The organism is Pantoea sp. Tr-811 (assembly GCF_011752535.1).
GTDB lineage: Bacteria > Pseudomonadota > Gammaproteobacteria > Pseudomonadales > Pseudomonadaceae > Aquipseudomonas.
In genome coordinates this window covers 85463-108330 of the sequence record NZ_VWXJ01000001.1, presented here as the reverse complement: position 1 = coordinate 108330, position 22868 = coordinate 85463, and the positions used below count along the sequence as shown (strand labels likewise).

Annotated in this window: 23 protein-coding genes; 11 read left to right on the top strand and 12 right to left on the bottom strand. The window is 65.2% G+C overall.

Going from position 1 to position 22868, the window contains the following annotated elements; translation table 11 throughout:
- Positions 1 to 12 precede the first annotated feature (12 nt).
- The 3 genes from F3J44_RS00505 to F3J44_RS00495 form a co-directional block, all read right to left on the bottom strand.
- Positions 13 to 2109 carry a bifunctional diguanylate cyclase/phosphodiesterase gene (locus tag F3J44_RS00505; protein WP_167269926.1) on the bottom strand — a complete coding sequence of 699 codons (2097 nt, stop codon included), beginning with the start codon at positions 2107 to 2109 and terminating at the stop codon, positions 13 to 15.
- A gap of 132 nt (positions 2110 to 2241) precedes the next feature.
- Positions 2242 to 2736 carry a GNAT family N-acetyltransferase gene (locus F3J44_RS00500; RefSeq protein ID WP_167055289.1) on the bottom strand — a complete coding sequence of 165 codons (495 nt, stop codon included), beginning with the start codon at positions 2734 to 2736 and terminating at the stop codon, positions 2242 to 2244.
- A gap of 143 nt (positions 2737 to 2879) precedes the next feature.
- On the bottom strand, positions 2880 to 3287 hold the full coding sequence (locus F3J44_RS00495; RefSeq protein WP_167269924.1) for a RidA family protein: 408 nt from the start codon (positions 3285 to 3287) through the stop codon (positions 2880 to 2882).
- Positions 3288 to 3479: 192 nt separating this feature from the next.
- Between F3J44_RS00495 and F3J44_RS00490 the strand changes: the two genes are divergently transcribed.
- Entirely contained in the window at positions 3480 to 3806 is a 327-nt protein-coding gene (locus F3J44_RS00490; protein ID WP_167055296.1) for a hypothetical protein, read from the top strand.
- Between the two features lie 41 nt (positions 3807 to 3847).
- On the opposite strand, the gene F3J44_RS00485 is transcribed toward F3J44_RS00490, so the two are convergent.
- A complete protein-coding gene (locus F3J44_RS00485; RefSeq protein ID WP_167055299.1) occupies positions 3848 to 4060 on the bottom strand; it encodes a PLDc N-terminal domain-containing protein in 213 nt (70 codons plus the stop codon).
- A gap of 162 nt (positions 4061 to 4222) precedes the next feature.
- Between F3J44_RS00485 and F3J44_RS00480 the strand changes: the two genes are divergently transcribed.
- Together F3J44_RS00480 and F3J44_RS30290 are read left to right on the top strand one after the other, a co-directional pair.
- Positions 4223 to 5041 (top strand): HDOD domain-containing protein, encoded by an 819-nt coding sequence (locus F3J44_RS00480; RefSeq protein ID WP_167269922.1) that lies wholly within the window; start codon positions 4223 to 4225, stop codon positions 5039 to 5041.
- Between the two features lie 177 nt (positions 5042 to 5218).
- Complete coding sequence (locus F3J44_RS30290) at positions 5219 to 6226, top strand: GlxA family transcriptional regulator (protein ID WP_167055304.1); 1008 nt, start codon at positions 5219 to 5221, stop codon at positions 6224 to 6226.
- Between the two features lie 6 nt (positions 6227 to 6232).
- Here F3J44_RS30290 and F3J44_RS00470 read toward each other — a convergent pair whose 3' ends face one another.
- A complete protein-coding gene (locus tag F3J44_RS00470; RefSeq protein ID WP_167269920.1) occupies positions 6233 to 6904 on the bottom strand; it encodes a TetR/AcrR family transcriptional regulator in 672 nt (223 codons plus the stop codon).
- Positions 6905 to 7175: 271 nt separating this feature from the next.
- Here F3J44_RS00470 and F3J44_RS00465 point away from each other — a divergent pair, with 271 nt between their 5' ends.
- Positions 7176 to 7517: a hypothetical protein gene (locus F3J44_RS00465; RefSeq protein ID WP_167055310.1), complete on the top strand. Its 342-nt coding sequence runs from the start codon at positions 7176 to 7178 to the stop codon at positions 7515 to 7517.
- 248 nt (positions 7518 to 7765) lie between these two features.
- Here F3J44_RS00465 and F3J44_RS00460 read toward each other — a convergent pair whose 3' ends face one another.
- From F3J44_RS00460 to F3J44_RS00445, 4 genes are all read right to left on the bottom strand, one after another.
- Positions 7766 to 10153 carry a TonB-dependent receptor gene (locus F3J44_RS00460; protein ID WP_167269918.1) on the bottom strand — a complete coding sequence of 796 codons (2388 nt, stop codon included), beginning with the start codon at positions 10151 to 10153 and terminating at the stop codon, positions 7766 to 7768.
- Positions 10154 to 10218: 65 nt separating this feature from the next.
- Entirely contained in the window at positions 10219 to 11163 is a 945-nt protein-coding gene (locus tag F3J44_RS00455) for a FecR domain-containing protein (protein WP_167269916.1), read from the bottom strand.
- Entirely contained in the window at positions 11163 to 11672 is a 510-nt protein-coding gene (locus F3J44_RS00450) for a sigma-70 family RNA polymerase sigma factor (protein ID WP_167055321.1), read from the bottom strand. The genes F3J44_RS00455 and F3J44_RS00450 overlap by 1 nt, the downstream gene beginning before the upstream one ends.
- Positions 11673 to 11843: 171 nt before the next feature.
- A complete protein-coding gene (locus tag F3J44_RS00445) occupies positions 11844 to 13013 on the bottom strand; it encodes an MFS transporter (protein ID WP_167269914.1) in 1170 nt (389 codons plus the stop codon).
- A gap of 96 nt (positions 13014 to 13109) precedes the next feature.
- On the opposite strand from F3J44_RS00445, the gene F3J44_RS00440 reads away from it, so the two are divergent.
- Positions 13110 to 14024: a LysR family transcriptional regulator gene (locus F3J44_RS00440; RefSeq protein WP_167269912.1), complete on the top strand. Its 915-nt coding sequence runs from the start codon at positions 13110 to 13112 to the stop codon at positions 14022 to 14024.
- A gap of 144 nt (positions 14025 to 14168) precedes the next feature.
- Here F3J44_RS00440 and F3J44_RS00435 read toward each other — a convergent pair whose 3' ends face one another.
- Positions 14169 to 14795: a TetR/AcrR family transcriptional regulator gene (locus F3J44_RS00435; protein WP_167269910.1), complete on the bottom strand. Its 627-nt coding sequence runs from the start codon at positions 14793 to 14795 to the stop codon at positions 14169 to 14171.
- A gap of 124 nt (positions 14796 to 14919) precedes the next feature.
- Between F3J44_RS00435 and F3J44_RS00430 the strand changes: the two genes are divergently transcribed.
- The 3 genes from F3J44_RS00430 to F3J44_RS00420 all read left to right on the top strand — a co-directional run bounded on the left by F3J44_RS00430 (position 14920) and on the right by F3J44_RS00420 (position 18978).
- Positions 14920 to 16599: an amidohydrolase gene (locus F3J44_RS00430; RefSeq protein ID WP_167269908.1), complete on the top strand. Its 1680-nt coding sequence runs from the start codon at positions 14920 to 14922 to the stop codon at positions 16597 to 16599.
- A 33-nt stretch (positions 16600 to 16632) separates the two neighbouring features.
- A complete protein-coding gene (locus tag F3J44_RS00425; RefSeq protein WP_167055337.1) occupies positions 16633 to 17784 on the top strand; it encodes an MFS transporter in 1152 nt (383 codons plus the stop codon).
- Between the two features lie 228 nt (positions 17785 to 18012).
- Complete coding sequence (locus tag F3J44_RS00420; RefSeq protein WP_167269906.1) at positions 18013 to 18978, top strand: D-2-hydroxyacid dehydrogenase family protein; 966 nt, start codon at positions 18013 to 18015, stop codon at positions 18976 to 18978.
- Positions 18979 to 19141: 163 nt separating this feature from the next.
- On the opposite strand, the gene F3J44_RS00415 is transcribed toward F3J44_RS00420, so the two are convergent.
- A complete protein-coding gene (locus F3J44_RS00415; protein WP_167269904.1) occupies positions 19142 to 19783 on the bottom strand; it encodes an HD domain-containing protein in 642 nt (213 codons plus the stop codon).
- Positions 19784 to 19913: 130 nt separating this feature from the next.
- Between F3J44_RS00415 and F3J44_RS00410 the strand changes: the two genes are divergently transcribed.
- The gene (locus F3J44_RS00410) at positions 19914 to 20891 is read left to right on the top strand and encodes a GlxA family transcriptional regulator (RefSeq protein WP_167269902.1); all 978 of its coding nucleotides are present in this window, start codon (positions 19914 to 19916) and stop codon (positions 20889 to 20891) included.
- On the opposite strand, the gene F3J44_RS00405 is transcribed toward F3J44_RS00410, so the two are convergent.
- Positions 20888 to 21772, bottom strand: coding sequence for an NAD(P)/FAD-dependent oxidoreductase (locus tag F3J44_RS00405; RefSeq protein WP_167269900.1), 885 nt, complete (start codon positions 21770 to 21772; stop codon positions 20888 to 20890). The genes F3J44_RS00410 and F3J44_RS00405 overlap by 4 nt on opposite strands.
- 142 nt (positions 21773 to 21914) lie before the next feature.
- On the opposite strand from F3J44_RS00405, the gene F3J44_RS00400 reads away from it, so the two are divergent.
- Positions 21915 to 22343, top strand: a complete 429-nt coding sequence (locus F3J44_RS00400) for an Rrf2 family transcriptional regulator (RefSeq protein WP_167055351.1) — start codon at positions 21915 to 21917, stop codon at positions 22341 to 22343.
- 53 nt (positions 22344 to 22396) lie between these two features.
- The gene (locus tag F3J44_RS00395; protein WP_167269898.1) at positions 22397 to 22858 is read left to right on the top strand and encodes a GNAT family N-acetyltransferase; all 462 of its coding nucleotides are present in this window, start codon (positions 22397 to 22399) and stop codon (positions 22856 to 22858) included.
- Positions 22859 to 22868: the final 10 nt, after the last annotated feature.

Genomic DNA, 22868 nt, shown 5'->3' with positions numbered 1-22868 from the left:
CGAAGAGGCCCGTCAGTCAGGCCCCACCACCTGCTTCAACCGCTCGCTGGCCGGCGCCGGCCGCCCATACAGGTAGCCCTGGAAGTGCGAGCAGCCCTCGGCCCTCAGCCGGCGCATCTGCTCCTCCGACTCCACCCCTTCGGCCGTGGTCTTGATCATCAGGCTGTTGGACAGCTCGGTGATTGCGCGGATGATCGACATCGCCTCGCGGCTCTCGCACATGTCATGCACGAACGACTTGTCGATCTTGATCCGGTCGAACGGGAACGAGCGCAGGTAGCCCAGCGACGAATAGCCGGTGCCGAAATCGTCCAGGGAAATCGACACGCCCAGGTCTTTGAGGGCGCGCAAGGTCCGCACGTTCTCTTCGCTGTTGCCCAGCAGCACCGATTCAGTGATTTCCAGTTCCAGGCGCTGGGGCGCCAGCCCCGAGTCGGCCAGGGCCAGGGCCACGGTATGGACCAGGTTGGCATTCTTGAACTGCACCGGCGACAGGTTCACCGACACGGTTTGCTCGGTGCCCCAACTGGCCGCTTCCTGGCACGCCAGGTTCAACGCACGGATGCCCAGTTCGTGGATGAGCCCGGTTTCCTCGGCAATCGGAATGAAGTCCATCGGCATGACCATGCCGCGGGTGGGGTGCTCCCAGCGCAGCAGCGCCTCGTAGCCGGTCACGCTGTTGGTCTGCTGGTCCACGACCGGTTGGTAGTGCAGGTGCAGCTGGCCCAGGTGCAGCGCGGTGCGCAAGTCGGTTTCCACCAGGCGGCGCTGGCGTGCGGCCACATCCAGCTCGACGTTGAAGCACTCGTAGCGGTTGCGGCCATTGCGCTTGGCCTCGTACAGCGCCATGTCGGCATAGCCGAGCAGCTGCTCGGCATGGTCGTTGTCGTCCGGGGCAATGGCCACGCCGATGCTGACGCCAACCGAGAACTGGTGGCCTTCGATCTGGAACGGCGGGCAAATGGCGTCTATCAGCCGCTGGGCGGTGTTACAGGCGGCGTCGCGGTTGTCCAGGTGGGTCAGTACCACGGCGAACTCGTCACCGCCAAGGCGCGCCAGGGTGTCGTGCTCGCGCAGCTCGCGGCGCAGGCGCTTGCCCAGGGCACGCAGCAGCTTGTCGCCGAAGGCATGGCCAAGGGAGTCGTTGATGTTCTTGAAATTGTCCAGGTCCAGGCACAGGGCGGCGGTGAGCTTTTCATGCTCGTGGCCACGCACCAGGGCCTGCTTGAGGCGTTCGTTGAACAGCGTGCGGTTGGGCAAGCCGGTGAGCGCATCGTGGTGGGCCATGTGGTGGATCTGGGCGTGGGCGGCCAGCTCCTCGGTGGCATCCTCGGCGACGAACAGCACGTAGTCGGCCTGGCCTTCGCAATTCTGGCTGAGCAGGGCGCGGCTGCGCAGGGTGCGCGGGCCACAGGCGGTGTCGACCCGGGTTTCGGCGGCAAAGCCCTTGGTGCTGCGGGCGCCGCGGCTGAGCTGGGTTTCCAGGTAGTCGGCGGCAGCCGGTGCCAGGCACTCGCCCGGGGTGTGCCCGATCATCGGCTTGCCACGCCCGCCGAACAGGCGCTCGGCCTGCTGGTTGGCCAGCAGGATGCGCTGGCTTTGCAGGTCCTGGACGATGACGCTGGCGGGGATGTTGGCAATCACCGAATCGAGGAACTGCGACAGGTTGGCCATTTCCTGGCTGTATTGCTCGGCCAGTTCCTTGGCCTGCAGCAGTTCGAGCTCCTGTCGGCGGCGTTCGGAGATGTCACGGGTGACCTTGGCAAAGCCCACCAGCTGGCCGTGGTCATCGCGCACGGCCTCGATCACCACATGGGCATGGAAGGCCGTGCCGTCCTTGCGCAGGCGTGCGCCGACTTCTTCGAAGCGGCCGGTGCTGCGGGCCTGCTCCAGGTTCTGCGCGGGCAGCCCGGCGGCGCGCTCGGCCTCGCTGTAGAACAGCGAATAATGCTGGCCGACGATTTCCTCGGCGCGGTAGCCCTTGGCGCGCTGGGCGCCCGGGTTCCAGTTGGCGACAATACCCTCGGGGGTGAGCAGGTAGATGGCATAGTCCACCACGCTCTGGATCAACAGCCGGTACATGATGTCGGGGCTTGCGACTAGCGACATGAAATTTACCTGAACCTGCGGCGTGCACGAATAAGAACCCCGTGCCAGCGCGGCCGGGCCTTGAAAAGCGGTGCTGGCATTATGCCGGGTGAGCGTATTTTGTGAAGTGGTTCACAGTATTTTACTGGAACGTCAGTGCAAGGCCGAGGTGATGCGGAAGGTGAGCAGTTGCGGGTCATCGTCGAGCACCACCTGCTGCACCGGGCGCAGCAAGCCGGCCACTGCCGCCCTGCAGAAGGCTGCTGCTACGGGGTCCTGGGCATAGCAGCGCAGCAGCCAGTCGCCGGGGCTGGCCAACAACTCCTGTGCCACGGCGCGGCCGATGCCCTGGCGGCGATAGCGTTTGAGGATGAACAGGTCGGCCAGCTCCAACGCGTCGATGCCAGGCAGTTCGCAGCCCTCGACCAGCACGAAACCGGCGATGAAACCATCGACCAGCACCAGGTTGGCACTCCAGCCAGGGCTGTGCCAGTAACGCTGCAGATGGTCTTCGTGGATATAGAAACGGCCGTCCACCTCCACGTCCTCTTGCTCCCAGTCGGAGGATTCGTAGGCGTAGAACTGGTAGAGGTTGCGGATCAGTTCGGCCTGGTCGGGGGTGGTTTGCAGCAGCTCGATGGGGGGCATGGGGGTGGCTCGGGGTCAAAGTGCCATTCTAAGGCTTTTCGCCGGGATTGATGGCCCTTTCGCGGGGCAAGCCCGCTCCTACAAAGGATCACCCCTCCCCTACTGTAGGAGCGGGCTTGCCCCGCGAAAAGGCCGGCCCTGCCTTACACGATAGCCGCCACCGCCTCGATCTCCACCAGCATTCCATCCAGTGCCAAGCGCGGCACCGGGATCAAGGTGCAGGTCGGTTTCATGTGCCCAGCCCAGGCCCGGTCCGCCTCCGCCACCCAGGCCCGCAACCGTGCCTCGCTGTGGTCAACGATCAACAAGGTCAACTTGAACACCTGGGACAGCTCGGCCCCTTTCGACGCCAGTGCCACCTGCACATTGGCCAGCGCCTGGCGCGCCTGCTCACCGAAGTCTGGCGAAAGCCGCCCTTGGGCATCCTCACCGCCCTGCCCGGCGACATACAGCAACCGGCTGGCGGCAGTGACTTCGGCCACATGGGAATAGGCATTGCCACTGGGGTCGTACAGCCCCGGCGGGTTGGACAGTTGGAAAACCTGGGTCATGGGACGCTCCTTGGTGTGATTGAGCGCCCGAGTCTGGGACCTTGAGTTAAGTCGAGGTCAAGGCCAGTTGTAGGAAATTTCGCAGCCGGCGCCTGTGCGCTTCAACACCGCGTCTGTAGGCACAGGCCCCCTGGCCTCGTACAGTGCAGGTTCCGGCACGGAGGCCAATTACCGCACTGTAAAGGAACCACCATGAGCAAGTCTTACTCCTTCCAACTCTCCTACACCATCAACCCGCTCACCCACCAGGACGAGCCCCACGCCGAAAAAGCCCGCAGCCATATGCGCAACAAAATGGGCTGGGACACGGTCGAGCATATCGAAACCACCCTGCTTGGCGAGGTGACCCTGGCGCCCGGCGACAGCGAAACCAAGCGCCGCGAAGCGCGTACCCTGGTACGCAACGGCATCCGCAAGGCGTTCAAGGAGCTGGCGGTGGACAAACACGTGGCGTTCAAGAGCAGCCTGCTGGTCAGCGGCCTGGCCCCGGCGATGGAGCTGAACATCCTGCCTGAGTAAACCCAATGCGCATCAGGCGCTGTGCGCCTGATGCCGAGCCTTCACTTTTCGTGCAGCACCGCCCTGCCCTTCACCGCCCGCGGCCCGCGCCATATCCAGAACAACAATCCCGGGAACGGCGCATAGACCACGAACACGATCCACAGCATCTTGCGTTCGGCCCGACGTTCGCTGCCGATGATGTGCCAGATGGCGAAGATTTCCAGCAAGATGACCAAGGCTGCCACCATGATCCAGATCGTTCCGATTTCCATGAGCACTCTCCCGTTGGCGTGTCATTACTATGGTTATAGCAAACGGCGAGGGTTCATTCGGATTTGCCGCGTCTAGCAGGACCAAGGCAGGCGTGAACCGGCGTGCAGACAGCGAAAAATTGCCTATCTTAAAGTTCTCCACCGGACGAAGAGCGCCTAGCCATGGATATCTCTACGCTGTTTGCAGAGCTGCACAGTCTTCCCAGCATCCCCCAGGTCGCCCTGGAATTGGTCCAGCAATTCGACAACCCCAACGAAAGCCTCGAAAAGGTGGCGCGCAGCATCGAACGGGACCCGGTGATCGCTGCCAAGGTACTGCGCCTGGCCAACTCGGCACGCTTCAAGGGAGCACGCGAGTCGGCCAGCATCGAGGACGCCGCCATGCGCCTGGGCTTCAACGTGCTGCGCACGCTGGTGCTGGCCTCGGCGGTGACCGGGGCGTTCAAGTCGGCGCCGGGGTTCAACCTCAAGCAGTTCTGGGGCCGCAGCTTCCAGGTCGCCAGCATCAGCCGCCTGCTGGCGCGCCAGGCCGGGCTTGACGGTGAAGTAGCGTTTACCTGCGGGGTGATGCACGACATCGGCGAACTGTTGATCCAAACCGGCGCGCCGGATTACGCCGCACGCATCAGAGGCGCCAGTGGCACCACCAGCCGCGCGGCCAGCGAAACCCAGCAACTGGGCTTCGGCTACCCGGAGGTGGGCGCGGAACTGGCAAAACGCTGGAACCTGCCGCTGACCATCCTTACGGCCATCCGCTACCAGGCCCAACCGCACCAGGCCCCGGACGGCCAGCCCTATGCACGGGTGATTGCCCAGGCCATGGAAGTGTGCGATGCGCTGGAGCAGCATGGCGGCCCAACCGATGAGGCGCGCGACGCCTTGGGGGGGCCGCTGTTCGAGGGTGTCGACCTGGTGCTGCTGTTCGAGAAACTGCCGTTCGTGCTGGAGCAGGACAAGGCGTTTGCCGATTTCCTGGCCTGACCGTGCGCGCCTCTTCGCGGGGCGAGCCCGCTCCTACTACAGGGGTGGGCTTGCCTTGCGACTTCGATTTGCCACTTGCCTCAACACGACCTGCAATACGACACGCACCCACGGGTGATTGTCTTTCCCGCACGCTCCCGCCACACTCTGCGGGCCAGCCAGGAAGCGGAGTTCAGAGTGCCCACCCCACGTCAGTTCAGCAAGAAGACCAGCACCAGCAACATGCTGCGGCTCAAGGCCGGCGCCGGCAGCCCCGAAGCCCCCTATCGGGTCGACTTCATTCTGCTTGAGCATTTCTCGATGGCCAGCTTCACCGTGGCCATGGACGTGCTGGTTACCGCCAATCTGTTGCGCGCCGACAGCTTCCGCTTCACACCGCTGTCGCTGAACGGCGACCGCGTGCTCAGCGACCTGGGCCTGGAACTGGTCGCCACCGAGTTATCCGCCGAAGAACTCCGGGAACTTGACTTGCTGATTGTCTGCGGCGGCCTGCGAACCCCGCTGAAGTACCCCGAACTCGACCGCCTGCTGGACGACTGCGCCGCCCACGGCATGGCCCTGGGCGGGTTGTGGAATGGCGCCTGGTTCCTCGGCCGTGCCGGTGTGCTGGACGACTACGGCTGCAGCATTCACCCCGAGCAACGCGCCAGCCTGTCCGAGCGCAGCCCGCAAACCCGCATCACCCCGGCCAGCTTCACCCTCGACCGCGACCGCCTGAGCGCCGCCAGCCCCAATGGCGCCATGGAACTGATGCTCGGCCTGGTGCGGCGCCTGTACGGCGACGGCCTGGCCGAAGGCGTTGAAGAAATTCTTTCATTCTCGGGCGCGCGCTACCGCCAGGTCGGCCCCGGCGCCAAGAAGTCCATGAGCCTGCACCTGCGCACCATCGTCGAGCTGATGGAAAACAACCTTGAGGAAACCCTGAGCCTCGACCAGCTGGCGGCCTACAGTGGCCGTTCGCGCCGGCAGATCGACCGCCTGTTCCAGGCCCAGCTGGGCACCTCGCCGCGGCGCTACTACATGGAGCTGCGCATCACCAAAAGCCGCCGCCTGCTGCAATACTCCGACCTGTCGGTGATGGAGGTGGCAGTGGCCTGCGGCTTCGTCTCGGTGTCGCACTTCAGCAAGTGCTATGCGGCCTACTTCGGCTACCCGCCGTCACGTGAGCAACGGCTGGGCGAATAGGCGGGTTCAGGCGCGGATGTAGCTCAGCACCACGTCGCAGATCATCTGCCGGTGGCGCTGCTTGACCTCGTCTGCGCCCAGGTCGATCTGGAAGATGTCACCGAAGGTGTGGCGGTTGGACACCCGGTAGAAGCAGAACGAGCTCATCAGCATGTGCAGGTCGATCACCTCGATCCCTGGGCGGAACACCCCCGCCTCCACGCCACGCTTGAGCGTGCTGCCCAGGGCGTCCAGCACCAGGCTGCTCATTTCACGAATTTCCGGGGATTTCTTCACGTACTCGCCGTAGTGAATGTTCTCGGTGCAGACCATGCGCACGAAATCGACGTTGCGGTCGTGGTGGTCGAAGGTGAACTCGGCCAGGCGGCAGATGGCCTGTTCGGCCGGCAGCGATTCAAGGTCCAGGCTCTGTTCGGTCTTGCGGATATCGCCGTAAAGCTTGACCAGGCACTCGACATACAGCTGCTCCTTGCTGCCGAAGTAGTAGTAGATCATGCGCTTGGAGGTGGCGGTGCGCTCGGCGATGGCGTCCACGCGGGCGCCCGCCAGGCCTTGCTGGACGAATTCGTTGATCGCGGCCTGGAGGATGTCCTCGCGGGTTTTCTCGGGGTTGTTCTTACGCGGTTGGCGCGTAGCCGAGGGTTCAGGCTGGCTGAGGGGGGCTACGGGGTTGCTCATGGGGGCTCACGGAGTATTTTTTGGATTTCGGCGATTATCCGTGACTGGCGAGGCGCAGGGAAGCACGCTTTTATGAGGGATACGCAGGCCACGGTTAAAGGCCCTCCCCGGCCGGCGTGCAAATCTGCCCAAGCCTTGTGCCGTATCAATACTTCGACGGCCCCTGTGCTCTACGCTCGGACATTTCCCACGGCAAGCACGGACGCATCTTACTTGTCGCGCTAGGCCGGTGCTCACATGCTCGGTACTCGCGATTCTGAGGAGGCTGCGCATGCACCCACACACCCACACCACCGCCGAACTGCGCAGCACCCTGCGCGAATTGATGGCCCATGAAGTCTGCAACCCCGACGGCGACCCGCACCTGTCCGGGGTGATGTTTTTCTGCGCCACCGACGAGCACACCCGGCAATTGGTGGAGCGCATCGAGCTGCTGGCCAGCGAGATGTTCTTCGACCCCTGCGGGCGTGCCATCAGCCATCACATGAAGGCGGTTGCCCTGGAAGGCGTGTGCATCAAGCGCAAGCGCAAGGCCCCAGCCGACGAGACGGTGATCCGCATTGCCGTGCAGAACAAGGGCTTCATCACCGTGAGCACGGCGCGCCTTTCCTGAGGGCAGGATACGGATACTGGGTAGGGCTTCTTCGATCACCGTGCGCGCCCAGGCTACCTTGCCCACGGGCGCAACGGTTTGCCCTGACCCACTTCCAAACGCCGACGCAGCTCTCGGTAGGAGCGAGCGCAGCTCGCGATGGGCTGCACAGCAGCCCCCGGCGTTGTTGGCCGCGCAGCTGAAGCCCTGGGGCCGCTGCGCGCCCCATCGCGAGCTCTGCTCGCTCCTACCAGGGGGTGGCGCGCAATTCAGAAGCCAAGCGTGGCCGACAGCAGGTAGGTTCGCGGAGTCGACAATGTCAGCCCTGGCTCGCTGTCATCCGAGGCCCCCGCCGAGGCCCAGTAGCGCTCATCCAGCACATTCTCGACGCTGGCCCGCAGGGTCACCTGGGTACTGTCGACCTTGAAGGCATAGCGCGCGCCAACGTCGAAGCGTTCCCAGCCATCGATCTGCTTGCTGTTGTCCTGGTCCAGGTACTGCGAGCTTGAGTGAATGCCACGGGCGGTCAGCGTCAGCCCCTTGACCCCGGGAAGATCCCACTCGGCGCCCAGGTTGACGTTGTATTCGGGTGTGGCCGGGGCGCGGTTGCCGTCGAAGGCGCCGTTCACGGTGTCGGTCAGCCTGCTGTCGATGTACATCACCCCACCCAGCACGCGCACGCCGTCCAGCGGCTCGCCGAACAGGCTCAGCTCGATACCGCGGTTGTCGCGCTTGCCGTTGGGGCCGAACACCCGCGAGGTGGCGTTGGTTTCGTAGGCTGGCTGGCGGATGCGAAAGGCACTGGCCGTGACGGCGACGCGGCCAAAGTCATACTTGGCGCCCATCTCGACCTGGCGGCTGATGAAAGGCGGGAATATCTGGTCTTCGTTGACCGAGGTCGACGGGGCGATTTTGCCCTGGCTCAGGCCTTCCATGTAGTTGGCGTAGAGCGACAGTTGCTCGGTGACCTTGAGCAGCACACCGCCCGAAGGCGACACCTTTTCCTCGTCATAGGCGGTATCGCCTTTCACCCCATTGCTCCAGTCATCCACCTGAACACGCTGCCAGCGGGCCCCCAGGGTCAACAGCAGGCGGTCGTCGAAAAAGCCCAGGGTGTCGGCCAGGGCGACGCCGGAAAAACGGTTCTCGGTGTACACCTTGGCATCGGTACGGGTCGGCGTGCCGGGCGTGGGCGTTGCGACTGGCTGGTACAGGTTGCTCGGCGCCGACGCATAGCGAGCGCCACCGTTGGTGAAGTCCATGTAGAAGTAGGTGGCGGCGAGGTTCAGTTCATGGCTGACAGGTCCGGTATGAAACCAGTTGCGCAGCCCCGCCATGGCGGTACGTACCGACTCGTCGCGGGTGAAGTCGCGAGGCTGCACGGTGAAATCGCCGGCATCGTTGACCACCGACACATTGTGCCTGAGGAAGTCGTGGTTGCTCTTGCGCGCCCCCACCGCGCCGTAGGCCATCAGTGAGTCGCTGATGTCGTACTCGGCATTGAACGCGCCAAAGGTGTCCTCGGTGCGCGCCTTGCTCCAGGCCTGGGCATAGTTGTGGCGCACGTGGTTGGCACTCGGCACCTGGGCGTTGGCCCCTACCAACACGCGCTCCTGGGGGGCGTCGGTGTCGCGCTCGGTGTGGCCCAGGTCGGCCGACAGGCGCAAGCGCTCACCACGAAAGTCCAGGCCCAGCACGGCCATCTGGCGGTCGACGCTCTGGTGGTCCCATTCGGTATCGCCGGCCTGCTTCACGCCATTGAAACGCAAGCCGAACTGCTCGCCTTCGCCGAAGCGCCGGCCTATGTCCAGCGCTCCGCCCACCTGGCTGCCTGAGGCATAACTGCCGGTGAACTCGGTGATCGGCGTATCACCGGCACGCTTGGGCACCACGTTGATGCCACCGCCGACGCTGCCCCGCGGCGAGATGCCGTTGATCAGCTGGCTGGGGCCCTTGATGATGTCGACGCGGTCGGCCATTTCCATGTCGATGGAATAGGTAGGCAGGATGCCGTACAGGCCGTTGTAGGACACATCGGTGTTGAACAGGCTGAAACCCCGAATGGTGAACTGCTCGAAGCGCCCGCCTGCCGGGTTGGTGGCGCGCACCGACGGGTCGGCGCCAATCAGGTCGCCCAGGGTGCGGGCTTGCTGGTTCTTCACCAGGTCGCTGGTGTAGGTGGTGATGCTGAACGGCGTTTCCATGAAGTCGCGAGCCCCGAGCAGCCCCTGCGAGCCCTTGCGCGCGACTTGGCCACCGGCGTAGGGCTGGGCATCACTGCCAGGGGCCTGGCCGCCGACGATGGTGGTCGGGGCGATTTCCAGGGCGCCGGCACCGTGCGCGGCCGGCACCAGGGTATAGGCGCCCTCGCCCACCGGCTGCAGGCGCAGGCCGCTGCCGCGCAACAGTTGCAGGAACCCTTCCTCGACACTGTAGTTGCCAGACAGGCCAGTGCTCTGCTGGCCGCTGACCAGCGCCGGGTCCAGCGACAGGCTGACACCGGCCTGGTCAGCGAAACGGGTAAGTACCGCGCCAAGGCTGGCGGCGGGCACTTCGAAATGGCGGCGGGCTTGTTGGTCTGCCCAGGCAGGTGCCTGCAGGCAAAGGCTGATCGCGAACCCGAGCGGGATCAGGCGGAATGGTGTTACGGCTGGCATTGAAGACGGCTCCCCTTGTGTTCTTCTACCGGTAATGACCGGTGAGAAAAAAAAAGGGGACACACTCAGGCACGCTTTTCTCGCGGGGCCAGTGTTACCCAGTAACGGGTGCGTGCATGCACCTCCACGGGCAGGCTGGCCGCCAGCAGCGCCAGCACCCGGTCGGTATCGTCGAGGCGGAACGTGCCGGTCACTTTCAACTGCGCAAGCTCCGGTGCCCAGCGCAACAGGCCGGGCCGGTAGCGCCGCAGCTCAAGCAGCAGGTCGACCAGGGGCCGGTCATCCAGGCGCAGTACGCCCTCTCGCCAGCCCAACAGCAACTCGTCCACGGGCTTCACCGGGCCAAGGCCGGTTGCCCGCAAGCTGGCCTGCTGGCCTGCCTGCAAGGTGGTTGCAGCACCGCGCCCGGGCTGCACGGTCGCCCTACCTGCGGCCACCGACACCCGGCAGGACTCATCGAACAGGCGCACGCATACCTCGGCGCCGCTGAGCGTGACCTGGCCATACGGCACCTGCAGCGCAAGGCTGACGGCAGTGGGTACGTCCACCGCCACCTCCCCGCGCACCAGGGTGATGCGCCGGGCGGCGAGGTCGATGTTGACGGCGCTGTCGGTGTTCAGCTGTAGGCGGGTGCCATCGCTCAAGGTCAGCTGCCTGCGCTCGCCCACGGCGGTGTGCACGTCGGCGCGCCAGGCCTCCAGCGGCAATTGCCGGCCCAGCAACCAGGCCGTCGGCACCAGTGCGGCAACCCCCAGGGCCTGCTTGAGCAAGGCTCGGCGGCTGGGCTGCGGGCGGTCGAGGGTGGCCATGGCCAGCTCGCCGGGCAGGTCGGCGAAGCGCTGGCGCAGCAATTGCGCCTGCTGCCAGGCGTTCTCGTGTTGGCTGCTGCTGGCACGCCATTGGGCAAGGCGCTCAAGGTCTGCCGGGCTGGCCCCACCTGACTCCAGCAGTGCCAGCCAGCGGGCAGCCGCGCGTACCACGGCGCGTGCATCAGCGGGTTGCGCGGGCATTACAGCTGCGCCAGCAGGCAATGCTCGTACGCCTGGGCCATGTAGCGTTTGACGGTGCGTTCGGAAATGGCCAGGCGTTCGGCGATTTCGGCGTAGCCCAGGCCTTCAAGCTGGCTCCAGAGAAAGGCCTTGCGCACGGGGGCCTTGAGGCCGTCCAGCAGTTCGTCGAGGGCGTGCAGGGTTTCCAGCAGGATCCAGCGCTGTTCGGGAGAAGGCAGGCTTTGCTCGGGCAATTGCGCCAGGGCATCGAGGTAGGCCTGTTCGAGGCTGCGGCGTTGGTGGAAGTTGCACAGCAGGCGCTTGCCGATGGTAAGCAGGTAGGCCCTGGGTTCGCGAATGTCTGCCAGGGGCTGGGGGCTGGCAAGCACGCGCAGGAAGGTGTCCTGGCTGAGGTCAGCGGCATCCCAGGCATTGCCCAGGCGCCGGCGCAACCAGCCCTCCAGCCAGCCGCGGTGCTCGCGGTACAGGGCCGGCAGGGTGGGCTGCGAAGGCGACGCGGTGTCGATCATGGGAGGGCGGCTCGGCGAGGGGGCGGCGTAAATGGGACTGATTATAATTTACGCGCAGGGACGGAGCCAAGGGGGTATTTTTGCGGGCCATTCGCGAGCTGCGCTCGCTCCTACGGGGGCGGCGTATGCCTGCAATCCCCGGTAGGAGCGAGCGCAGCTCGCGATGCGCCGCTACGCGGCGCTCGGCCCTACAGCCACTGCAGGCCGCGCGCGCCAGGCCAAGGTCAACACCAGCCCCAGCACCGCCATCCCGGCACCGGCATACGACACGGCTGGATACCCCAGCCCCGCACTGATCACCGCCCCACCCAGCGCCGCGCCAATCGCGTTACCCAGGTTGAACGCCCCGATATTCACCGCCGACGCCAGGTTCGGTGCGTCCTTGGCGGCTTCCATCACGCGCATTTGCAGCGGCGGCACCAGGGCGAAGCTGGCAATACCCCACACCAGGATCGCCACCGCGGTCGGCAGCGAGCCGCCCAAGGTCGCCGGGAACACCAGCAACACCGCGACCAACACCGCCAGGGAAACCAACAGGGTTCGCTCGATCGAACGGTCCGCCGCCTTGCCGCCCCACAGGTTGCCCAGGGTCAAGCCAATGCCGAACAGCACCAGCATGGCGGTGATGAAGGGGGTCGAGGCCTGGGCCTGGCTGTGCAGAATCGGCGCGATATAGGTGAACACGGTGAACATCGCACTGGAGCCAACCACCGTCAGCGCTAGCGCCGCCAACACCGGCCCACGGCCCAGCACACGGATCTCGGCCATCGCCCCGCCGCTTTTGGGCAGCGGCAGGTCGGGCAACGCAAACCACAGCGACACCATGGCCACCAGCCCAAGGCCGGCAATGCCCCAGAACGCCGTGCGCCAGCCGAACAATTCACCGAACCAGGTGGCCAGGGGAACGCCGCCGATGGTGGCCAAGGTCAGGCCCATGAACATCGCGGCCACCGCCCCGGCCCTTTTCTCCGGCGGCACCACACTGGCCGCCACTACCGAGCCGACACCAAAGAACGCGCCATGGTTGAGCGACGTGACAATGCGCGCAACCAACAAGCTCTGGTAGTCGCTGGCCAGCGCCGACAGCAGGTTACCCAGGGTGAAGATCGCCATCAGGCCGATCAGCAGGTAACGGCGCGGAACCTTGCCGGTGGCCAGGGTCATCAATGGCGCGCCGATCAGCACGCCAACGGCGTAGGCACTGACCAGCAGGCCGGCAGCGGGAATCGACACGCCGAGGTCGGCGGCGATGCTGGGCAACATGCCCATGGGGGCGAATTCAGTGACGCCGATGCCGAAGGCACCGATGGCCAGCGCCACGAGAGGGGGATTTATACGCATGGGGAAAGCTCCTTATCTATGACGGGAATGCTACGATCAGCGCCTTGAACGCACTAGACCGCTTTTGCGGCAATCACCTTTGCGTATGAGGCACAAATGGATTACAACGGCCGCTCTGGAGAAATGGAGGTGTTCGCCCAGGTGGTGGATGCCGGTAGCCTGTCGGCCGCAGCGCGGGCACTGGGGCTGACGCCGTCGGCGGTCAGCCGCATCATTGCCCGCGCCGAACAGCGCCTGGGCACCCGCTTGCTGCTGCGCACCACCCGGGCGATTACCCTGACCACCGAAGGCGAGGCCTACCTGCGTGGGGCACGGCGCATTCTGGCGGACATGGTTGAAGTGGAAGAAGCGATCACCGACCAGGGCGTGCCACGCGGGCGGCTACGGGTGAGCGCGGCGCTGGGCCATGGCCGGCTGACCCTGGTGCCGCTGCTGACGGCGTTCAGCGCGCGTTACCCGCAGGTGCTGGTGGACCTGACCCTGAGCGACGAGATCGTTGACATTCACGGCGGCCAGGCCGATGTCGCGCTGCGTTTCGGCGTGTTGCCCGACAGCTCGCTGAGCGCGCGCTGCATCGGCCATACCGGGCAGGTGGTGGTGGCGTCGCCGCAGTACCTGGAGCGCTGCGGCACGCCGCAGGTGCCGGAAGACTTGGCGCGGCACAACTGTTTGCGCTTCAACTTCCGCAGGGCGGCGATGGACTGGCCGTTCAGGCGCGATGGCGAGGGCTTTTCGCTAAAGGTGGCTGGGAACATCGAATGCAGCAGCGGCGAGGCCCTGGCGCAATTGGCCCTGCTGGGTGCGGGGGTGGCGCGGATCGGGCTGTTTACCGTGGCCGATGCCTTGCAGAGCGGCCAGTTGGTAGCGTTGCTCGAAGACTACAACCCGGGGGACCAGGAACCGTTGCATGTGGTGTTCGTCGGTGGGCCGACGATGCCGGCACGGGTGCGGGTGTTCGTGGATTTTCTGGTGGAGCATCACCAAGGGTGGCCGTTGGGCGCAGGGGCCTGATTGAACGAGGCCTCCCTGTAGGAGCGAGCGAAGCTCGCGATGGGCTGCAGAGCAGCCCCGGCGTTATCGGCCGCGAAGCTCAAATCCTAGGGCCGCTGCGCGCCCCATCGCGAGCTACGCTCGCTCCTACAGAGAGTGCGGGAACTACCGTCCCCCTTGCATGCCGCTCAGCAGGAAGGCCATGAACCGCCGCACCTCCTCGCGGTGCCCCGCCAGGTCCAGGGGCTCGGCATTGCACAGGCGCAACAGCTGCAAATGGCCGTAGTCATTGATCAGGAATGCCGCATAGGCCACATCCAGGTCAGGGCGCAGCTGGCCGCTGTCACACAGGTCCTGCAGCAGGCGCACCAGCTCCGCCACCAGCGCATCGTTGACCCGCTTATACGCCTGCGGCACCTCCTGCTGGTGGGGGCCCAGCAACGGCAACAGCGGTGGCAGGATCTCCCGCCACAGCGGCGCCGGTAGCACCTCGAAGGCGTACTCGGTCAGGTGCGCCTCGTAACAGCACAGGGCATCCAGGGCAGTGTCGAACTCCGCCAGCCGCTGGCGCACCTGGGCCACCGCACGGTGGTCAGCCTCGCGCAGCTTCTCCAGCAGTATCTCCTGCTTGCTGCCGAAATAGGCAAAAACCGTCGGCACCGACACCGCCGCCAGGCGGGCAATCTGCTCCATGGTCGTGGTCTGGAAGCCCTGGGATTCGAACAGGCCAAGCGCCGTACGGCTGATCGTTTCCCGGCGCATCGCCTTCTGCTGCTCGCGCAATCCGCTCACATCGCCCCCTGTCTTGTGGATTCGCTGCCCAGCATACAGCAAAGCCAATTCACAAAAATATTTTATTGACTAAAGTTTTTAACCGACACAACACTAGCGCGGCATTTTGACCCAGGGAGCCGCCATGAGCACCGCAGCAGACCTCATCATCCATAACGCCCGCATCTACACCGTGGACCCGCACCGGCCCTGGGCCGATGCCGTCGCCGTACAAGGCGAGCACATTCTCTGCGTGGGCGACCACGCCCGTGTCATGGCCTACGCCACCGGCGCCACGCGCCTGATCGACGCGGGCGGCAAGCTGGTGCTGCCCGGCTTCGTCGAATCGCACTGGCACTTCTCCAGCACTGCGTTCGCCTTCCAGGCCCTGGTCAACCATGAAGACCCACAGCAGGTGCTGGCCCTGCTGCAGCGCTATGTGGACGCCAACCCGCAGGAAAAGGCCATTACCGGCATGGGCTGGATCCAGCCGCTGATGCCACCCGAGCTGCTGCGCCGCGAAGTGCTCGATGCCATCTGCCCAGACAAGCCGGTGTGCCTGCTGTCCACCGACTACCACACCATGTGGGTCAACTCCTACGCGCTGAACGCCGCCGGCATCGACCGCGACACCCCACCCGTAGAGGAAGGCGCCAGCTGGTTCGAGAAAGACCCGGTCAGCGGCGAGCCGACAGGAGTGATCGTAGACTGCGCGGCCTATTCGCTGCTGATGCAGCGCCTGAGCGAAGCCGGCTACCTGCCGACCGGTATCGACCTGTACCTGCGCTCGATTCCCTTCTGGCAGGAAAAACTGGTGGCCGCCGGCATTACCACGGTGTTTGACGCAGGCTTCCTCGACCCGGCAGGCGACCAGGCGCTGCTGTACGAAACCCTGCAGCAGCTGGAGCGCGAGCAACGCCTGAAGCTGCGCGTGGTCGGCAGCTACATCAACATGGGCACCGAGGATGATCCGCTGCCCATCCTGCAAGACCTGCGCAGCCGCTACGACTCACCGCTGGTGAAGGCGCAAACCCTTAAGTTGATGCTCGACGGCACCGAGCTGAACCACACGGCATTCCTGCTCGAACCCTACTGCGACAAACCTCACTGCGGCGCCACGACCATGCCCGAGGCGGTGTTCGAGCGCCATGTGCGCGCCGCCGACGCCGCCGGCATCGACGTGATGGTGCATGCCGTGGGCGACGGCGCCGTGCGCATGGCGCTGGACGTGTTCGAACGCACCTTCGCCCACAACCCACCCCGTGATCGCCGCCACGTGATCACCCACGCCTTCCTCACCCACAGCGACGACATCCCGCGCTTTCGGCGCATCGGCGTCATGGCCAACACCCAGCTGCAATGGGGCGTGGTCGATGCCTACGCCGAGGCGATCCAGCAGTCTTACGGGTTCAAGCGCTGGGCCTCGATGTACAAGTTCCGCACCTTCATCGACCAGGGCGTAACCGTGTCGATCGGCATGGACGGGCTGGTTTGCCAATGCCGCTGCCAGCACAAGCCGGTGGAGCACATCGAGTCGGGCCATACCCGCCAGCTCAGCGGCGAGCCCAATGCCCCGGTGATGCCCGATGCCGACGAGCGCCTGAGCATCCCGCAGCTGATTGCCGCCTACACCCTCAACGGTGCCTACCAATTGGGGCTGGAACAGGAGATCGGCTCGATCACCGCTGGCAAGCGTGCCGACATCATCATTCTTGAGCAGGACCTGTTCGAACTCGACCGCTACCAGATCGGCAAGACCGACGTGGCGCTAACCCTGATGAACGGCCGCATCACCCACGACGCAGGCACCCTCCCCCACGCCTGACCCTGACCGCCCTGCTTCACCCGGAAAATTGCCATGCACAACAATAACAACACCCTGCTGCTGCGTGCCGCGCTGATCTACATAGCCGCCACGGCCTTGATCATCATTGGCGTGCAACCGATCTTCATCGGCCTGGTGGCCGAACGGCTCGGCCTGAACCTGAGCCAGCAAGGCTGGGTCCTGTCCGGCGAAATGACCGGCACCCTGCTGGGCTGCCTGCTGCTGCCTGTGTTGGGGCGCCGCTTCGGCGGGCGCGGCCTTTACCTTGGCGCGGCGCTGGCAGCATTGGCGCTGAACCTGGCCAGTGCCGCGCTGAGCTCGCTGGGCGCGCTGGTGCTGTGCCGCCTGGCCTGTGGCCTGGCGGCCGGCGTGCTGTATGCCGGGGCGGTCAGTGGGCTGGGGCGCTTGCCCGGGCAAGACCGCTCCTACGGTTTGTCGTTGTTGATCCAGACCGCCGTCTTTGCCCTGTATGCCACCTGCCTGCCGCAGCTGGCCGAGCAGCTCGGCAACCGTGGCGCGGTGGCGACCCTGGGGTTTTGGTTCGTGCTGATTGCCCTGGCGGCGCTGGCCATTCCGCATCGGCTGCACCGTGAGGCGCCAGCTGAGGTGGCAGGCAGCGGGCTCGGCTCGGCAACCTTGGGCCGTTATGCCTTGCTGGGGATGCTGTGCCTGCAGTTGGCGATCTACTGCATTTGGGGCTTCGTCGACCAGCTGGCCCGCGAACGCGGCATTGGCGCAGTGGACGTGGGCTGGGCATTTGGCCTGGGGATTCTTGGCGGCTTGCCCGGCGGCGCATTGCCCAGCGTGCTGGGCGCACGGGTGAGCCGTGGGCCGATGATCGGTTTGGGGTCGGTGCTGGTGCTGGTGTCGATCGGCATGCTGGCGCGCTTCACGCCGGATGCGAACTGGCTGTGCCTGGCGCTGCTGCTGATGAACTTCGGCTGGGTGCTGGCGCTGACGTATTACATGGGGGCGATCACCACCAATGACCCACGGGGTACATTGACGCCCTGGGTCAGCATCCTGCAGGTGGCCGCAGCGGCGCTGGCGCCGGCCTTCGTGGCCCTGCAGCAACAGGGCGCCGGGCACGAGACGATTTTCGTCAGTGCCGCGGTGGCGGTGGTCCTGGGCCTGGTACTCAAGTGCCTGGCCGGTGTCGTTCAGCGCCGGGCCAGGCCCGCCTGACCCCGCCGGGTTCTTTGTTCAATCAAATATCTGTAGGAGCGGGCTTGCCCCGCGAAGCAGGCAACGCGGTGCATGGCACCGGCAAAGCCGGTGTTCGCGGGGCAAGCCCGCTCCTACAGGTCTCCTAACGCACATCTTCCAGAAGTGCATCTGGCCGTTGTCTGCCATCATTGACTTTGCTGCCCCAACAACAGCCCCATCGCCAACCCACCTCCAGGGCCGACCACCATGCGCATCGCCATCCCCGACGACTACCAGGACGTAATCCGCTCCCTCGACTGCTTCAGCAAGCTGGCGGGCCACGAGGTCCAGGTGTTCCACCAGCAGCGCCCGGCCTCGCTGGATGAACTGGCCAGCCGCTTCGCCGATGCCGAGGCACTGGTACTCACCCGCGAGCGCACGCGCATCGACGCCGCCCTGCTCGACCGGCTGCCGAAGCTCAAGCTGATCAGCCAGACCGGCAAGGTTGCCGGCCATCTGGATGTGGACGCCTGCACGGCGCGCGGCATCGTCGTGACCGAGGGGCGCGGTTCACCGGTGGCGCCGGCGGAACTGGCCTGGACGCTGATGCTCAACGCCCGGCGCCAGCTGGTGCCGGCGATCGATGCGTTCCGCCAGGGCGATTGGCAGGTCAACCTGGGCCAGGCGTTGGCCGGCCAGGTGCTGGGCATCTGGGGCTACGGCAAGATCGGCCAACGCCTGGCGCGCTATGCCCAGGCCTTCGATATGCCGGTGCTGGTGTGGGGTAGCGAGGCCAGCCGCGCCAAGGCCGAGGCGGATGGGCACCGGGCGGCGGCTTCGCGGGAGGCGTTTTTCGCCGAGTCGGATATCCTCAGCCTCAACCTGCGCCTGTCGCCCAGCACCCGCCACGGGGTGACCTGCGATGACCTGTCGCGTATGAAAACCAGCGCACTGCTGGTGAACATCAGCCGCGCCGAGCTGATTGCCCCCGGCGCCCTGCTGCAGGCGCTCGACAGCGGGCGGCCGGGTTATGCGGCGGTGGATGTCTACGAGCAGGAGCCGATACTCGACCCCAGCCACCCCCTGCTGCGCCACCCCCGCGTGCTGTGCACACCGCACTTGGGCTACGTGGAGAAGAATGGCTACGAGCTGTACTTTGGCGATGCGTTCGACAATGTGCTGGCGTTTGCCCAAGGTGCGCCGATCAACGTGGCGAATCCGCAAGTGCTGTAGGCGATGCCCTGTAGGAGCGGGCTTGCCCCGCGAACACCGGCGAAGCCGGTGCCACGTACCGCGTCGCCTGCTTCGCGGGGCAAGCCCGCTCCTACAGAAATACACGTTAAATCATAGGAAAGGCGCTGCCGGTGCCATGGCGATCCTGCCCGTGCCAACTCGGTCAATCAGGCCAGCACGACTGGCGAATCACGCTGCAGAAATTGCCCGGCCGGAAGGCCGGGTCCTTGTCCGCAATCACATCGGCCTTGACGTTACCGAATGTGGTTTGCGGCTTGTGCCGAATCCCTTCGTAGAACGCCTGGATGATGGCCTCCTTGAACTGCGCCCCGCGCGGGTGCGCCTGCACCACCGCATCGCGCTGCACCCGGCTGAACCCGTCATGGTGCAGGCCCAGCACATCGGTTTCGACCCCGGCGGTCACCAGCGCGATCAGCGGATGCATGTGCTCAGGAATGCCGGGCGTGGTGTGCAGGGCGATCGCCGTCCACACCCGCTCGACATCGCGTTCGTCGACACCGTGGCGCTGGAGGAAGTCGCGGGCAGCGTTGGCCCCGTCGACCTCGAAACGGCAACAGGCGCTGCTGTGGGTGTGGGTCAGGCCCATGTCGTGGAACATGCAGCCTGCGTACAACAGCTCGCTGTCGTACTTCAGCCCCAGCCGCTCTCCCGCCAGGGCGGCGAAATAGAACACCCGGCTGGAATGGTGAAACAACAGAGGGGACGCCGTGTCACGCACAAGCTCGGTGATTTCACGGGCCATGGCGCTGTCGGGCAGCGCGATACCAGCAATGGATGAAGACATGATCGCTCCTGGGTGGGTGAATGACCTACCCAGTCTGCTGGCGTGCACCTATGTCCTCAATTGACTTATAGCTCCATATCCTGCCATTGTCGCGGTAATACGGACTTGCCGTCCGATACCTGGAACCCACATGCCAACACCCTCACTGACATTGGCCATTCTGGCGATGCCCGGCGTTCAGCTGCTGGACGCCTGCGGCCCGCTCGACGTATTTGCCGAGGCCAATCGCCAGGTCGGCTACGATGCCTATCGCCTGTTGTTGCTGGCGTGCGAACCCGGCCCGCTGGTGAGCTCATCCGGCACCCGCCTGCTGGCCGATGGCTGGATAGGCGAAAACCTGGAAGCGTTCGATACGTTGCTGATCGCCGGAACCCCGAACGCTGCCGAGCAGTATTTGCGGCCCGGCATCCTCGACTGGCTGCGCCAGCGTGCCGGCGCCTGCCGGCGTTTTGGGTCGGTGTGCACCGGGGCATTCGCGCTGGCTGCCGCCGGCTTGCTCGACGCACGCCGGGTAACGACCCACTGGGCCGTAGCGCAGACGCTGGCCGAGCGCTATCCCCTGGTACAGGTGGAGGCCGATGCCATCCAGGTGCATGACGGCAAGCTGCGCACGGCAGCCGGGGTGACGGCCGGGCTGGATCTGGCCTTGTCCCTGGTGGAAGAAGACCTGGGGCGGGAGGTAGCCCGGCAAGTGGCCGGGCAACTGGTGATGTATTTCAAGCGCCCGGGTGGGCAGTTGCAGTTCAGCCGCCAGGGTGGCACCTCACCCGTCGGGCGCTCAGCCCTGCAAGGCTTGCAGCGCTTCGTTGCAGCCAACCCGGCGCTGGCCCACGACATTGCCAGCCTGGCTGCCCGGGTGGGGCTCAGCCCCAGGCACTTCGCGCGGGTGTTCCAGCATGATGTCGGCATGACCCCGGCGGCCTGGGTCGAGCTGGCCAGGGTCAATGCTGCACGGGCGCGGCTGGAGGGTGGGCGCGAGCCACCCAAGCAGGTGGCTGCCTTGTGCGGGTTTGCCAATGCCGACACCTTACGCCGGGCGTTCGTGCGGCACGTGGGGGTGACGCCAGCGGAGTACCGCAAACGCTTCGCCCAGCACGCCGCCGACTAGCGGAATATCAACGAATGGTGGGCGGCACCGCCTGTGCGCGCCCCCTCGCCCACCGCGATAGCCACATTCCCCGCCGCTACTGCCGCATCGCCGCAGGCGAAGACGCCTGGCACACTGGTTTCGCGCATGGCATCCACCTTGATGAACGCCCCCATCGGCCCCTCCTCAAAGGCGCACCCCAGCTGCGCAGGCAACGAACTGGCCATTTGCGTATGCGGCTGGGTAAACAGCCCTGCCAGCTCGACGACCCGGCCGCTGGCCAGGCTGACAGCGGCGCGCTCCCCACCAATCGACACCACCGCTTCGCGCTCTACCTGCACCCCGCGCCTTGCCAACTGGGCCAATTGCTCGGCGTCGGGTTCAAACACACCATTGAGGAAAAACGTAGTCGGCCCCCAGTCAGGCAGCATCATGGCGTGATGCATCGCCACCGGCGACGCCGCCAGTACGCCGATCTTGCCCCCGTCGAGCTCAAAGCCGTGGCAATACGGGCAGTGGAAGACGCTATGGCCCCAACGCTCAGCCAGGCCCGGTACGCCCGGCAGCTCATCCACGACGCCCGTTGCCAGGATCAGGCGCCTGCCGCCGAACTGCTCGGCGCTATCAAGCGTGACCCGGAACCCGTCGCCCTCCTTGGCCGCCGACACCGCTGAACGCGCCAGCCATTGCACCGTGGGGTAGGCCAGCAACTGCTGGCGTGCTTGATCGGCGATTACCGCCGGGTCACGCCCATCCTGCCCCAGAAAGCCATGGGAGCTGCGTGCAAAGCGGTTGCGCCGCACGCCAGCATCGATCACCAACACCTTGCGCCTCGCCCGCGCCAGCTGCAGGCCAGCAGAAATACCGGCATAGCTGCCGCCGACAATGATCACGTCGAACATCTGGTCTTTCTCCTCGGGTTCACGACCCGCTCATGTCACTTATGACACAACGTAAGTTACATGATAGTGACCCGTCAATGGTCTTGTAACCTTTGATGTTTCGTGTGAGGCTGGCAACCTACCCTGGCCAGACCTCGCTCAGATGAGAAACGACACCCGCCTGTCCCGCATGCTGCACGTGCTGATCCACATGGCCCGCCATGACAAACCGTCCACCTCCGAAACCCTTGCGCAGATGCTTGGGACCAACCCGGTGGTGGTGCGCAGGACCATGGGGCTGCTCAAGGAGCAAGGCTATGTAAGCTCTGTGAAAGGGCACCGTGGCGGATGGACGCTGGCCAGGCCTCTGGCGCAGATCACCTTGCTGGATATCCATGAAGCGCTGGGCGGCGCGTCGATCTTTGCCATCGGCCTGTCAACCGACCACCCGCATTGCCTGGTGGAACAGGCGGTGAATGCGGCACTTACCGATGCCTTCGAGGCGGCCCAGGCGCTATTGCTGGAGCGGCTGGGCAGTGTGACGCTGGAACAGCTGGCGAGCGATTTCGAGGGGCGTTTTCAGGCATTGTGAATGCGATGGGAAGCCTGCACTGGAGTTCGCCTGCGCAGAGAGGAGATACACGATTGGATTGCTACATTCGCCAAGCGCTACCCAATGATGCCGTCGCCATCAGCCAGGTGATCATCAGCGCACTGCGCACCAGTAATGCCGCAGATTACGACGCGCGTACCATCGCTCGCGTCGAGGCCTCGTTCAGCGCGCCGGCCATCATCGCCCTGCTGACTCAGCGCCAGGTTTTCGTGGCACTGATCGACGAGAACGTGGTGGCGACCGCCAGCCTTGAAAACGATGTGGTCAGAAGCGTGTTCGTCTGCCCGGATCATCAAGGCCTTGGCATTGGCCGCCAGCTCATGCAGGTGATCGAGCAACACGCCACCGCAGGCGGGCTCGGTAGCTTGCGAGTGCCCTCCTCCATTACCGCCGAAGGCTTCTATTCAATGCTTGGCTACCAGAAGCTGCGCGAGGTGTTGCATGGAAATGAACGCACCATCGTCATGCACAAGCAGTTGCTCAAGGACGGATGAATTGATTTCG